Source organism: Streptomyces sp. ISL-12, from assembly GCF_018614415.1.
In the GTDB taxonomy this organism is placed as follows: Bacteria; Actinomycetota; Actinomycetes; order Streptomycetales; family Streptomycetaceae; genus Streptomyces.
This window is the reverse complement of record NZ_JAGGOO010000169.1, coordinates 1-12,401: the sequence shown is the minus strand read 5'-3', so window position 1 is coordinate 12,401 and position 12,401 is coordinate 1. Positions and strand designations below refer to the sequence as shown.

Sequence of the window (12,401 nt, the reverse complement as noted above, 5' to 3'; positions counted from 1 at the left end):
TGACGAAGAACATAGAGGCACCCCCCCCGAGCCGCCGCACCCGTCGTCTTCGTCAGGGCTTGCGGGCGACGCCGGCGTAGAACAGGTCCGTGGGGCCGGTGCTGGGCGGGGCCGGGGAGGGTTCGGGCCGCCACTGGACGCCCGGGACCAGGCCCGGGTCGACCAGCTCCAGTCCGGCGAAGAACCGGCTGATCTCGGCGTGGCTGCGGACGGTGAGGAACACGCCGCGGTCGCGGTAGACCTGGAGGGCGCGGGCGGTGCTGTCCGGGTCGAAGTCGGCGGTGGTGTGGGACAGCACCAGGTAGCTGCCGGGCGCGAGGGCCGCGAGGAGCCGGTCGACGGTGTCGTAGGCGTGGTCGTCGGGGAGGAAGTGCAGCAGGGCGATCAGGGACAGTCCGACGGGCCGGGACAGGTCCAGGGTGCGGGCCGCCGCCTCGATGATGGTCCCGGGGTCGCGGGCGTCGGCCTGGACGTAGTCGGTGGAGCCCTCGGGGGCGCTGCGGAGCAGGGCCTGGGCGTGGGCGAGGACGATCGGGTCGTTGTCGACGTAGACCACGCGGGCCGCGGGGTCGGTCCGCTGCGCGACCTCGTGCAGGTTCGGGCTGGTGGGGATGCCGGTGCCGATGTCGAGGAACTGCCGCACGCCGGCCTCCGCGGCCAGGAAGCGGACGGCGCGGTGCATGAACGCCCGGTTGGCGAGGGCGGGGCCGCGGCCGTGCGGGAGCCCTTGCAGGACGCGTTCGGCGGCCTCCGCGTCGACCGGGTAGTTGTCCTTGCCGCCCAGGTAGTAGTCGTACATCCGGGCCGGGTGCGGCTTGGACGTGTCGATCTTCAGTCCTGGCCCCTGGGTGTCATCGGTCATGACGGCCTCGTCGCTTCGAGAAGTGGATACCGGCGAGAGCGAATGTATCTCCGTTGGCGGACGGGCCAGTTGGCGGGGGAGCCGACGGGAAAGCCGGGCGGCGGGCGGTCGAAGACCACCGGGGTCCCACGGGGTGTGCCAGGGCAGGCGGCTCCGGACCGGAAGCGGCCCGTGCGTCACGGGACCAGCGCCTCGGCGAGTTCCTGCGGGCGGGCGGCGAACGGGCTGTGGCTGCCCGGCAGGGTACGGACGGTGAACGGCTCGCCCGGCACGGCCCGGTCGGCCTCCGCGATCATCAGGTCCTGCACGGCCGCCGGCAGCGCCCGGTCGTCCGCGCAGCGCACGAACGTACGCGGGACACGGCCCCATCGTGCCGCGGTCAGGGCGACGGGGGTCGCCGGGACGGCCAGCGGCAGATCGGGGCTCAGCGCGGAGCGCCAGCGGTCGAAGCGGTCGGCGGGCGTGTCGTGGTAGTGGGTCTGCCGCAGCTCCTCGACGTAGGCCGGGTCCGGAGAGAGCGGGTCGATCCGCAGGGCGCCCAGTGCCTCGGGATCACCGAGGTGGAGGCCCTGTCCCCGTGCGGTGGCGTTCTCGGGTGTGCTCAGGTAGTCGAAGAACCGGGGGCGGCCGGCGGGGACGAACGCGGAGAGGTAGACGACGCGGTCCACCAGTTCGGGCGCGCGCTCCGCGGCCAGCGACGCGGGGCCGCCGCCCGCGCTGTGCGCGACGAGCACGACACGGCCGTAGCGGCGGACCCGGCGCAGCGTGTCCAGGACGGCGGCGGCGCAGTCGTCCATCGTCAGGCCGGCGAGCCGGGACCTCTCGGTCGGCAGACCGGGACGGCCGGGCAGCAGGTATCCGCTGGGCAGGGGAGCGCCGAAGCCGTGCCCGGGCAGGTCGACGGCGACGCTCGCGGCACCGAGACCGGCGAGCGCCCGCTGCGTCGCCGCCCACTGCCAGGAGCCGTGCCAGGCGCCGTGGACCAGGACGAAGACGGTGTTGTTCAGGCCGGAAGGACTCATGGCCCCATCTCAATCGGCCGCGCCGGATCGATCCAGGGGAAGATATGGCAGGGTGGGCGGTGATACTTCGCAGGTATGGATGGAGCGGCATGGAAGCGCGGCATCTGCGGTACGCGCTCGCCCTCGCCGAGCACGGACACTTCGGCCGGGCGGCCCGCGCGCTGGGTATCGCGCAGCCCCCGCTGTCCAAGCAGATCGCCGACCTGGAGCGGGAGACCGGGGCGCGGCTGTTCGACCGGACGCGCCAGGGCGTGCTGCCGACTGCCGCGGGTGAGGCGTTCCTCGCCCGGGCCCGGCGGGCGCTGGACGAGATGGCGGCGGCCGCGGTCGACGCCGGCCGGGCGGCACGCGGCGAGACGGGCCGGCTGCGGCTGGGGTTCATCGCCTCCGCCCTGCTCGACCCGCTCCCGGACGTCCTGGGCCGGTTCTGCCGCGAGCGGCCCGACGTACGGCTGGAACTGCACGAGATGGCGTCCCGCCGCAGCACCGCCGCGCTCGTCGCCGGAGAACTGGACGTGGCCGTCACCCTCGGACCGCCTCGGGGCGCCGGGGCCGAGCACCTGGTGTCCGTCCCGGTCGGGCACGACCGTCTGATCGCCGTGGTCGGCAGCGCCCACCCCTATGCGGGCCAGGCGTCGGTGAGCGTGGACCAGCTGCGACGGCAGCCGCTGATCGTGGCCGCCGGGGAGGACGAGCCCGCCGTCGCCACCGGCCTGCGCGTCCTGCTGGGCGAGGACGCCGCCGCGCTGGACGGTGCCACCGTGGCCAGGGACGTGCACACGATCATGGGCCTGGCGGCCTGCGGGGTCGGAGTGGGCCTCGGGCCCTCGCGCATGCGGTCGGCCCCACGGCCGGGGATCCGGTTCTGCGAGGTGACCCCCAGGACGGCACTGCCCGACCTGGTCCTGTCCTTCGCCGACCGGGACCGCTCCCCGGCGCTGGGCGCCTTCCTCGACATCGTCCGCGACAACTGCCCCGGCGTCGGTGCCGCACTCGACCGGCGGCTGGGCCACGCGTGAGAACCGGACCACTGCGCCGCCCCCTTCTCGAGGCGAGCCCGTCGCCGACATCCCCGTGAGCGTGGTGGCCGCGGAGGCCGGCATCTCCCGGAGCACCTTGCTGCGGCGCCTGGGGGCACCCGCCAGGCGCTGGACGAGGCGGTGCGCGCCGCCGGTGTGGACCCGGGCGGGCAACGGCCGGTCCTGAGCGGGCGGTGGAGGCGGCGGCGACGCTCATCAGCGCGTACGGTCTCGCCGCCGCCACGCTGGAACGGGTCGCCGCCGAGGCCCGGTGCTCCATGCCGGGCCTGTACGCGGTCTTCGGCGGCCGTAACGAGCTGCTGTTCGCCGTGTACGAGCGCTACAGCCCTGTGCTGGACATCGAGAACATGCTCTCCGGCCCGCAAGCGGATCTCCCGGAGACCGTCCGCACCGTTTACCGCCTGACGACCGACGCCCTTGAGCGTGAACCGCGGGTGCTGCCGGCCATGCTCGCCGACGCCCTCGCCCGTCCCGGCGACCCGCTGGTCCAGGCGCTGCACGAGCGCTACTTCCCGCGCATGCTCGACGGTGTCGGGCGTTGGCTGACCAGCGAGATCGAAGCCGGACGCATCCGTGACCTGCCGGTGGTGCCCCTGCTCCAGCAGATGATCGGCCCCTTGGTGTTCCACCTCCTCCTGCGCCCCGTCGCCGGGCATCCGGGCGGCACGGGCCTGCCCGCCACGGAGGAAACGGTCGAGTTCTTCGCCGAGGCGTTCCTGCGGGCTGTCGGGCGTCCCTGACCCGGGGCAGCCGGCCGGAGCGTCATCGGCCGGCTCCGGGCCCTCGCGTCAGTCGGTCCGGCCGAGGCGGACCATGGCGCGGTAGAGGGCGCTGGGGGTCGGCGCGTCCGGCAGGGGCGGTATCGGGGCGCCGGGAACGGCGTAGGAGCGGATCATGTGGGCGACCAGGCGGCGCCAGGCGTCGGGGGCGGCGTCGCCCGCGGCGCTGACGACGCCGGCGTTGGCCATGAGCAGGATGGGCAGGTCGCGGTCGGTGATGTCCTCGCGCAGGTGTCCCGTCTCCTTGGCGCGGGAGATGAGTTCCAGCACGCCGTTGTACGCCTCGGCGCGGCGGGCTTCCAGGGCCTTGGCGGTGGGGAAGGTCATGGTCAGGACGTCGGCGAAGCCACGGTCGGCGGCCTGCATGGCGCAGATGGCGTGGAGGTAACCGGTGAAACCGTGCCAGGGGTCGGGGTCGTCGAGGGCGACGGTGACGGCTGACGCGTAGGCGTCCATGCGGTCGGCGAAGACCGCGTTGATCAGGTCCTCCCGGGTGGCGAAGCGGCGGGAGAGGGTGGCCTTGCCGACACCGGCCTCACGGGCGACGGAGGCCATGGAGACGCCGAGGCCCTCGCGGGCGTAGAGGCGGCGGGCGGCGGCGAGGATGCGGTCGCGGTTCCGTTCGGCGTCGACGCGCAGCCCCGTTCCGGGTCGCTGATTTGGGGCTGTTTCGGAAGCTGCGGAGGAAGTCCGGGCGCCTGCAGGGCATGATGGAACACCGGTTCCCGCTCGTGGTGGGCATGGACTTCGCCGGCACCGTCGAGGCCCTCGGCGCAGGTGTGGACGGCTTCGCGATCGGCGACGCTGTCTACGGTGTGGCGATGAAGCCGTACCTCGGCGGCGGTGCGCTGGCCGAGTACGTCACCGTCAACGCCGCCTACGGTGTCACCCGCATCCCCGAGGGTCTGGACGTCAGGGACGCCGGTGCGCTCGGTCTGGCCGGTACCGCAGCCCTGAACAGCCTGGACACCGTCTCCCCGGAGCAGGGCGAGACGGTGCTGGTCTCCGGAGCCACCGGTGGTGCGGGCGCGCTGGCCGTCCAGCTCGCAGCCGCCCGCGGCGCCCGCGTGATCGCCACCGTCCGCCCCGGAGAGGAGACCGCCTTCGTCACGAGCGCGGTGAAGAACGGGTTGGCCATGTCGAGCACCATGACGGCGATCACCCGGGAGGCCCACCCGCGCAACTGCCGGGCGCCCTCGGCCCGGATGTAGCCGAGGGCGTCGATCACCTCCAGGACGCGCGAGCGCGTTCCTTCGGCGACGATCTCGGGCCGGTTGAGGACGTTGGAGACGGTGCCGAGCGAGACGCCGGCCTCCCGGGCCACGTCCTTGATGCCGACCCGGGAACCTGTGCGGCCGACGGGTCCGGCCACGGCTGTTCCTCCGCCGGAGCCGCGTTCGCGGTGTGCCGTGGGTGCGGCGGTCGGCCGCCGGTCCACGGCCTAGCGTCCTTGCGGTGCGCCGGTGGTGGAGCGCACCACCAGACGGGGGGTCATCGTGGTCTGCATGGGTCTGTCCCTTCGGCTCTCGACGCGTTCGACGAGCATCCGGGCGGCGGCGGAGCCCATGGTGTGTCCCGCCTGGTCCACGCTGGTCAGTTGCACGGGCGCCAGGGCGGCGAGCGCGGTGTTGTTGTAGCCGACGAGCGACAGGTCCTGAGGGATGCGCAGGCCGAGTTCGTGCGCGGCGCGGTAGACGCCCAGTGCGGCGACGTCCGCACCGGTCATCACGGCGGTCGGCGGACGGTCGGCCGTCAGCAGCGTCATGCCCGCTTTGAAGCCGCCGTCGTCGGAGTAGGCGGTGTGGTGGACCCGCGCGAACCGGTCGAGGCCGTGCCGTTCCATCGCGCGGAGATAGCCCTCGCTCAACACGGCCTCCGGTGTGCGCTTCCACTTGTTGGCCCGGGTGCCCGGGGCGGAGACCAGGGCGATGTCACGGTGACCGAGCGAGACCAGGTGATCCACCACCAGGCCGGCGCCGAGATCGTCGGCGTCGACGACGGAGTCGTAGGTGTCCGAGGCGTCGTGGTGCCCGATGACCACGGTCGGTGTCGACACGGCCGTGGCCAGCACCTCCGCGCGAGGCGTCCCCGGGGCGATGAGGATCAGTCCGTCCATCTGCCGGTCGACCAGGGAACGGATGGTCCTGGCCTGTTCCTCCGGGTCGAAGCCGGCCGCGCCGATCAGCACCGTGTAGTCGGTGTGGCGGAGCTCGTCGCGGATGCCGTCGAGGATGTCGGCGAAGAACGCGTTGCGTACGTTGTCCAGCAGCACGCCGATGGTGTACGTCCGGCCGCGCATCCCCCGTGCCGCGGCGTGCGGGCGGTATCCCAGGTCGGCGATGGCCGCCTGGACCTTCTCCCGCATGGCCTCGCTCACGCCGTAGGCGTTGCGCATCACCTTGGAGACGGCGGCCGTGGACACGCCGGCGTGCCGGGCGACGTCGGTGATGGTCACACGCTTGCTCGGCTTGGCTGCGGAAGCCCCGTCCATGGTCCACATCCCGGATCGTGTAGGTCTGAGTATAACGGTCTACACCTTACTCCCTGGTGGCCGTCAAGTCCTCCGCGTATCAACGTTGTGTTACCCGCTTGTGTCTTGACGGTGGCGCAGGAGCGGTGCAAGGTGTTGCCCGATCGGAGCGGATAACGTTTTACAACCTTCTCTGTGTGACTGCCCCGCCGTGCTGTCCGGCCCGCTCTTCGCCCATGGCGCTCCTTCCCGCACCTCCTCCTCTCGTCATGACCCTTGGGAGTCTCCCCGTGCCCTTTCGTACCTCCCGCGCCCGTCGGGCGCGACTGAGCCTGCTCACAGCCGGTACCGCCTCGTTCGCGCTGCTCGCCACCGCCTGCGGCGGCAGCGGGACCGGCGGCTCCTCCTCCGCCCCCGAGAACTTCGACTACCTGAGCGTCACCGAGAACACCACCGTGAAGACGGCCCTGACCACCATGTCCAAGGGCGCCTGCAAGGCCGCGAACGACGCCCTGCCGCTGAAGGTGGAGACCGTTCCGCAGGCGAGCCTGGACCAGAAGCTCCAGTTGCTGGCGGGCCAGGACGCGCTGCCGGTCCAGTTCGCCGCCGGCAACGCCCCCGCGCTCACCCAGCAGCTGGCCACGTCCGGCAAGGTCGCCGACCTGGAGGCGAAGCTCAAGGAGCTGGGAGTCCTCGACCAGCTCGAGCCGGCCGCCGTCTCCACCGTCAAGGCACTGTACGGCGGCGAACTCCAGGTCCTGCCGTACGAGTACAACATCGAGGGCATCTTCTACAACAAGAAGCTCTTCGCGGACAACGGCCTGAAGGTGCCCGGCACCTGGGAGGAACTGGTCTCGGCCGCGGCGAAACTGGAGTCGAAGGGCGTCCAGCCGTTCTCCGCCTCCGGTCAGCAGGGCTGGCCGCTCACCCGTCTGATCAGCGGCTACCTCTACCGCAGCCTCGGCCCGGACGCCCTGCGGAAGGTGGCCGACGGCGAGGCGAAGCTGACCGACCCGGAGTACGTGAAGGCAGCCGAGGAGGTCGCCGCCCTCGGCAAGAAGGGCTACTTCGGCAAGGGCGTCGGCTCCATCGACTACGACACCGCGATGAACCAGTTCCTCACCGGCAAGGCCGCCATGTTCTACATGGGCAGCTGGGCACTGGCGAACATCTCCGACGACGAGCAGAACAAGATCGGCGCGGAGAACACCGGCTTCATGCCCTTCCCGGCCGTGACCGGCGGCAAGGGCTCCGTCGACCAGTACCCGTCCAACGTCGGCCTGGGCATCACCCTCGCCGAGAAGTCCTTCGACAAGAAGACCGGGGACTGGGTCTCCTGCATCGCGAAGAACTACGGTTCCACCGCGCTGAAGGACCACGGCTCCATCTCCGGCTTCAAGGTGAACACCGAGGTGAAGGACGCCAACGAGGTCACCACCCAGGTGCGCGACACCATCAGCTCCTCGAAGCAGAACGTGCTCTGGTTCGAGGCCCTGTTCAGCACCAAGGCGACCACCGTCAGCCAGCAGAACGCGGCGGGCCTGGTCAGTGGCAGCACCAGCCCCGAGCAGTTCATGCAGACCGTGCAGGACGCGCTGGCCGCCCAGTGACCGGCCGGGGGCGGCCCGCACGCTCCTTCCTGCCCCGCCGCGCGCGAGCCGCTCCCGTCCCTCCCAAGAAAGTGGACACCACCCATGCACCGCGTACTCGGTGACCGCAGGGCGATCGCGCTCCTGCTCGGTCCCGCCCTCCTCGTCTACTCCCTGATCATGCTGGTCCCGATGGTGTGGTCGCTCGGGTACTCCTTCACCAAGGGCAACACCATCGAAGGCTTCACCGGCAACGGGGTCGCCAACTTCTCCCGCCTGCTCGACGACCCGGCCGTCCACGACGCCCTCTGGTTCACCCTCGAGTACGCCGTCGTCGTCACCGCCGGCCAGGTGGTCGCCGGGTACCTCCTGGCGCTGCTCTACGTCTTCTTCCTCAAGCGTGCCTCGGCGCTCGTCCGCACCCTGGTGTTCTTCCCGGTCGTGCTGCCCACCGTCGCCGTCGGCCTGCTCTTCCAGAAGTTCTTCCAGGTCGCCCCGCAGACCGGCCCCGTCAACTCCCTCCTCAACGCCGTCGGCATCGACTCCGTCGACTTCTTCGGCAGCGCCGGCAGCGCCTTCTGGGTCCTGATCGTCATGGACATCTGGCGCTCCATGGGTTTCTACGCCGTGCTGCTCTTCGCCGGCCTGGTCGACATCCCCGACGAGGTCCTGGAGTCGGCCCGCCTCGACGGAGCGACCGGCTTGCGGCTGGTGCGCCACATCGTGCTGCCGCTGTCCCTGCCCGTCCTGATGTCCTCGCTGATCTTCAGCATCAACGGCACGCTCAAGGTCTTCGACTCGATCGTCGCCCTGACCAACGGCGGCCCCGGCACGGGCACCACGCCGCTGACCCTGTACATGTTCCAGACGTCGTTCACCTACAGCGACTACGGCTACGGCAGCACCATCGCCCTGCTGCTGACCGTCGTGTGCCTGCTGGTGAGTCTGGTCGTCTACCGCGGCTCGCGGCGCGACCTCACGGAGGGCTGAGACACATGGCCACCATCGACACACCCGTGAAGACCTCCGCGCGCGGCACCGGGCACGCGCCCGCGCGGGCTCCCCGGGCCCGGCGCGGCCGTCGGGGAAGCCGCCTCTGGGTCAGGATCGTCGTCGCCCTCCTGCTGGTCGTCGAGATCTACCCGATGATCTGGATGTTCCTCACCTCCCTGAAGTCCAACGACGACTACCTGAACAACTCCACCTGGTCCCTGCCCACGACCTGGGAATGGAGCAACTACACCGAGGCCTGGACCACCGGCCACATCGGCCTCTACGTCCAGAACAGCCTGCTCGCCGTCGTCCCCGCACTCGCGCTGATGCTGCTGCTGGGCACCGCCGCCGGGTTCGCCCTGCAGGTCATGGTGTGGAAGGGCCGCAGCCTCACCCTGCTCGTGTTCCTCGCGGGCATGATGGTCCCGCCGCAGATGATCCTGCTGCCCCTGTTCACGGTGTACTTCCAGACCGGCCTGTCCGGCACCCTGTGGCCCCTGATCCTCACGTACACCGGCACGGGACTGCCCCTGACCGTCTTCATGATGGCCACCTACTACCGAGGGGTCCCCCGCGAGCTGTTCGAGGCCGCCACCATCGACGGCGCCGGCATCCTGCGCGCCTTCTGGACCATCAGCCTCCCCCTGGTGCGCAATGCCCTGCTCACGGTCGGCCTGGTGCAGTTCTTCTTCATCTGGAACGACCTGCTCATCGCGCTGACCTTCACCAACAACCAGGACCTGCGCACCATCCAGGTCGGCCTGCTCAACTTCACCGGCGACTTCGGCGCCACCCAGTACGGCCCCCTCTTCGCGGCCATCTGCATCAACGTCTTCGGCACCCTCCTGATCTACCTCTTCCTCAACCAGAAGGTCATGAAGGGCCTCACTTCGGGAGCGCTCAAGGGCTGACCTCCGCCCTCGCCCGGGCAAGCCGTCTTCCCCGGCCCTCTCCTTGGGGGACGGCTCGCCGCGCACACCCGTATCGCTCTCGCCCATGTGACCACACGTGAAAGAAGGGGCACCCCTTGCTCCCCCCTCAGCCCTCCCCGGTCAGCTTCGAACACCTGCCGGACGGACTCGGTATCGGAGTCGCTTCCCCCCGCCTGACCTGGACCCTGCCCCCGGGCACCGGCCGCCAGGCGGCGTACGAACTGGAACTCGAACGCCGCGGTGGCACTCACCGCACCGGGCGCCTCGACAGCGCCGAGCAGGTCCTCGTGCCGTGGCCCGGCGACCCGCTGACGTCCCGGGAACGCGCCACCGTCCGCGTCCGCGTCTGGACCCCCGACGCCCCTGATCCCTCGGAGTGGAGCAGGCCGGCATACGTCGAGGCCGGGCTCCTCGACGCCGCCGACTGGCAGGCCGTGCCCGTGGGCGCCGACTGGGACGAGGACCCCGAGGGCGAGCGCCGCCCCGCCCGCGTGCGCAAGGACTTCCGTCTCCGCCGCCCTGTCGCCCGCGCCCGCCTCTACGTCACCGCCCACGGCCTCTACGAGGCCGAGATCAACGGCCGCCGTGTCGGCGACGAGGCACTCGCCCCGGGGTGGACCGTCTACCCGCACCGGCTGCGGTACCGCACCCACGACGTCACCGCCCACCTCACCGAGGGCGCGAACACCGTCGGTGCCTGGCTCGGCGACGGCTGGTACCGCGGCAGGTACGGCTTCGACGGCGGCACCCGCAACATCTACGGCACCGACCAGTCCCTCATCGCCCAGCTGGAGGTGGAGTACGACGACGGCACCACCCACGTCGTCGCCACCGACGGAACCTGGACAGCGGCATCCGGCCCGATCCTCACCAGTGGCCTGTACGAAGGGGAGACCTTCGACGCCCGCCTGCACGACCCCGCGTGGGCCACGCCGTCCGCAGCCGGTACGGGGGACTGGACACCGGTCCGCACGGGCGTACGTGATCCCGCCACCCTCGTCGCCCCTCTCGGACCGCCCGTACGCTGCACCGAGGAGACAGCCCCGGTCACCGTCACCCGTACCGGCGACGGGCGTCACCTGCTCGACTTCGGGCAGAACCTCGTCGGCCGTCTCCGCGTCACCGTCGACGGCCCGGCCGGCACCACCCTCACCCTGCGGCACGCCGAAGTCCTCCAGGACGGCGAACTGGCCACCCGGCCCCTGCGTGAGGCGACCTCCGTCGACACCCTGATCCTCTCCGGGAAAGGGCCCCTGACCTGGGAACCCCGCTTCACCCTGCACGGATTCCGCTACGCCGAGATCACCGGCTGGCCCGGCGAGCTGACGGCGGGCCAGGTCACCGCCCGCGTGTACCACACGGACATGCGCCGTACCGGGTGGTTCGAGTGCAGCGACCCGCTCGTCAACCGCCTGCACGAGAACGTCGTGTGGAGCATGCGCGGCAACTTCGTCGACCTGCCCACCGACTGCCCCCAGCGCGACGAACGCCTCGGCTGGACCGGCGACATCCAGGTCTTCGCCCCCACGGCGAGCTTCCTCTTCGACTGCGCCGGTCTGCTCGACTCCTGGCTCACCGACGTCGGCCTCGAACAGCTCCCAGACGGCACCATCCCGTGGTATGTCCCGGTCATCCCGGGGGAGCCGATGTGGACACCGATCCACCCCGGCGCCGCCTGGGGCGACGTCGCCACCCTCACTCCCTGGACGCTCTTCCGGCGCTTCGGTGACCGGGAACTCCTCCGCCACCACTACCCCATGGCCAAAGCATGGGTCGACCTGGTCGAACGCCTCGCCGGGCCGACCCGCCTGTGGGACACCGGCGTCCAGCTGGGGGACTGGCTCGACCCGGCCGCCCCGCCCGATGACCCGGCCGCCGGCCGCACCGACCGCTACCTGGTCGCCACCGCCTACTTCGCCCACTCCGCACGGCATCTCGCCCTGGCCGCCGGAGAGTTGGAGATCGACACGGATGCCGAACGGTACGCGGCGCTCGCCGACGAGGTGGCTGACGCCTTCCGGCGCCGATACGTGCTGCCCTCGGCCCGGCTGACCAGCGACAGCGCCACCGCGTACGCCATCGCCCTCGCCTTCGGCCTGCTCACCCCGGAGCAGCGCCGACCGGCCGCCGACCGACTGGCCGAGATCGTGCTCGCCGACGGAGCGCGGATCTCCACGGGCTTCGTCGGCACCCCTCTCATCTGTGACGCCCTCACCGACAACGGCCACCTCGACGTCGCCTACCGGCTGTTGCTGCAGACCGAGTGCCCTTCCTGGCTCTACACCGTGACCATGGGAGCTACCACGATCTGGGAGCGCTGGGACAGTCTGCGCCCCGACGGCACGCTCAACCCGGGCGGCATGACCAGCTTCAACCACTACGCGCTCGGAGCAGTGGCCGACTGGCTGCACCGTGTGGTCGGCGGCATCACCGCCACCGCCCCCGGCTACCGCCGGCTCTCCTTCCGTCCTCGCCCGGGTGGCGGAATCACCTGGGCTCGTGTCCGCCACGACACGCCCTACGGGACGGCCGCACTCTCCTGGGAGCTCACCGCCACCGGCATGACGGCCGACGTCACGGTGCCGGAGGGCTGCACGGCCACAGCGGAACTACCCGGCTGCGCACCGCTCGTCCTCGGGCCGGGTGACCATGTTCTGGACACCGCCGAACTCGGCGCAGCGGCCTGAACGCAGTAAGAGGTCATCTCATGTGGT

At 71.2% G+C, this 12,401-nt stretch carries 11 protein-coding genes and 1 pseudogene; 7 read left to right on the top strand and 5 right to left on the bottom strand.

The window, feature by feature from the left end:
• Window positions 1-52: 52 nt before the first annotated feature.
• Together J7I94_RS35465 and J7I94_RS35460 are read right to left on the bottom strand one after the other, a co-directional pair.
• On the bottom strand, window positions 53-862 hold the full coding sequence (locus J7I94_RS35465; protein WP_215174077.1) for an SAM-dependent methyltransferase: 810 nt from the start codon (window positions 860-862) through the stop codon (window positions 53-55).
• A gap of 176 nt (window positions 863-1,038) precedes the next feature.
• Window positions 1,039-1,884 carry an alpha/beta fold hydrolase gene (locus tag J7I94_RS35460; RefSeq protein ID WP_215174075.1) on the bottom strand — a complete coding sequence of 282 codons (846 nt, stop codon included), beginning with the start codon at window positions 1,882-1,884 and terminating at the stop codon, window positions 1,039-1,041.
• An 89-nt stretch (window positions 1,885-1,973) separates the two neighbouring features.
• Between J7I94_RS35460 and J7I94_RS35455 the strand changes: the two genes are divergently transcribed.
• Window positions 1,974-2,903, top strand: coding sequence for a LysR family transcriptional regulator (locus J7I94_RS35455; RefSeq protein WP_215174073.1), 930 nt, complete (start codon window positions 1,974-1,976; stop codon window positions 2,901-2,903).
• Between the two features lie 194 nt (window positions 2,904-3,097).
• On the top strand, window positions 3,098-3,664 hold the full coding sequence (locus J7I94_RS38850) for a helix-turn-helix domain-containing protein (RefSeq protein WP_308114835.1): 567 nt from the start codon (window positions 3,098-3,100) through the stop codon (window positions 3,662-3,664).
• A 48-nt stretch (window positions 3,665-3,712) separates the two neighbouring features.
• On the opposite strand, the gene J7I94_RS35445 is transcribed toward J7I94_RS38850, so the two are convergent.
• Window positions 3,713-4,342, bottom strand: a complete 630-nt coding sequence (locus J7I94_RS35445) for a TetR/AcrR family transcriptional regulator (RefSeq protein WP_215174079.1) — start codon at window positions 4,340-4,342, stop codon at window positions 3,713-3,715.
• 68 nt (window positions 4,343-4,410) lie between these two features.
• Between J7I94_RS35445 and J7I94_RS35440 the strand changes: the two genes are divergently transcribed.
• On the top strand, window positions 4,411-4,914 hold the full coding sequence (locus J7I94_RS35440; RefSeq protein ID WP_215174071.1) for an alcohol dehydrogenase catalytic domain-containing protein: 504 nt from the start codon (window positions 4,411-4,413) through the stop codon (window positions 4,912-4,914).
• Here J7I94_RS35440 and J7I94_RS35435 read toward each other — a convergent pair.
• Both J7I94_RS35435 and J7I94_RS35430 read right to left on the bottom strand, forming a co-directional pair.
• Window positions 4,823-5,075 (bottom strand): annotated as a pseudogene (locus J7I94_RS35435) (LacI family DNA-binding transcriptional regulator); the annotation flags it as partial. The gene J7I94_RS35440 and the pseudogene J7I94_RS35435 sit on opposite strands and share 92 nt — an antisense overlap.
• Before the next feature lie 69 nt (window positions 5,076-5,144).
• Complete coding sequence (locus J7I94_RS35430) at window positions 5,145-6,194, bottom strand: LacI family DNA-binding transcriptional regulator (protein ID WP_215174068.1); 1,050 nt, start codon at window positions 6,192-6,194, stop codon at window positions 5,145-5,147.
• Window positions 6,195-6,463: 269 nt separating this feature from the next.
• Between J7I94_RS35430 and J7I94_RS35425 the strand changes: the two genes are divergently transcribed.
• The 4 genes from J7I94_RS35425 to J7I94_RS35410 all read left to right on the top strand — a co-directional run bounded on the left by J7I94_RS35425 (window position 6,464) and on the right by J7I94_RS35410 (window position 12,374).
• On the top strand, window positions 6,464-7,783 hold the full coding sequence (locus J7I94_RS35425) for an extracellular solute-binding protein (RefSeq protein ID WP_215174066.1): 1,320 nt from the start codon (window positions 6,464-6,466) through the stop codon (window positions 7,781-7,783).
• A gap of 84 nt (window positions 7,784-7,867) precedes the next feature.
• Complete coding sequence (locus J7I94_RS35420; RefSeq protein ID WP_215174064.1) at window positions 7,868-8,752, top strand: carbohydrate ABC transporter permease; 885 nt, start codon at window positions 7,868-7,870, stop codon at window positions 8,750-8,752.
• 5 nt (window positions 8,753-8,757) lie between these two features.
• The gene (locus tag J7I94_RS35415) at window positions 8,758-9,666 is read left to right on the top strand and encodes a carbohydrate ABC transporter permease (protein ID WP_215174062.1); all 909 of its coding nucleotides are present in this window, start codon (window positions 8,758-8,760) and stop codon (window positions 9,664-9,666) included.
• 116 nt (window positions 9,667-9,782) lie between these two features.
• Entirely contained in the window at window positions 9,783-12,374 is a 2,592-nt protein-coding gene (locus J7I94_RS35410) for an alpha-L-rhamnosidase (protein WP_215174060.1), read from the top strand.
• Window positions 12,375-12,401 lie beyond the last annotated feature (27 nt).

Coding starts and splice junctions, on each gene's coding strand:
- J7I94_RS35465 (WP_215174077.1), bottom strand. CDS start 862: ATGACCGATGACACCCAGGGGCCAGGACTGAAGATCGACACGTCCAAG.
- J7I94_RS35460 (WP_215174075.1), bottom strand. CDS start 1,884: ATGAGTCCTTCCGGCCTGAACAACACCGTCTTCGTCCTGGTCCACGGC.
- J7I94_RS35455 (WP_215174073.1), top strand. CDS start 1,974: ATGGAAGCGCGGCATCTGCGGTACGCGCTCGCCCTCGCCGAGCACGGA.
- J7I94_RS35440 (WP_215174071.1), top strand. CDS start 4,411: ATGATGGAACACCGGTTCCCGCTCGTGGTGGGCATGGACTTCGCCGGC.
- J7I94_RS35430 (WP_215174068.1), bottom strand. CDS start 6,194: ATGGACGGGGCTTCCGCAGCCAAGCCGAGCAAGCGTGTGACCATCACC.
- J7I94_RS35420 (WP_215174064.1), top strand. CDS start 7,868: ATGCACCGCGTACTCGGTGACCGCAGGGCGATCGCGCTCCTGCTCGGT.
- J7I94_RS35415 (WP_215174062.1), top strand. CDS start 8,758: ATGGCCACCATCGACACACCCGTGAAGACCTCCGCGCGCGGCACCGGG.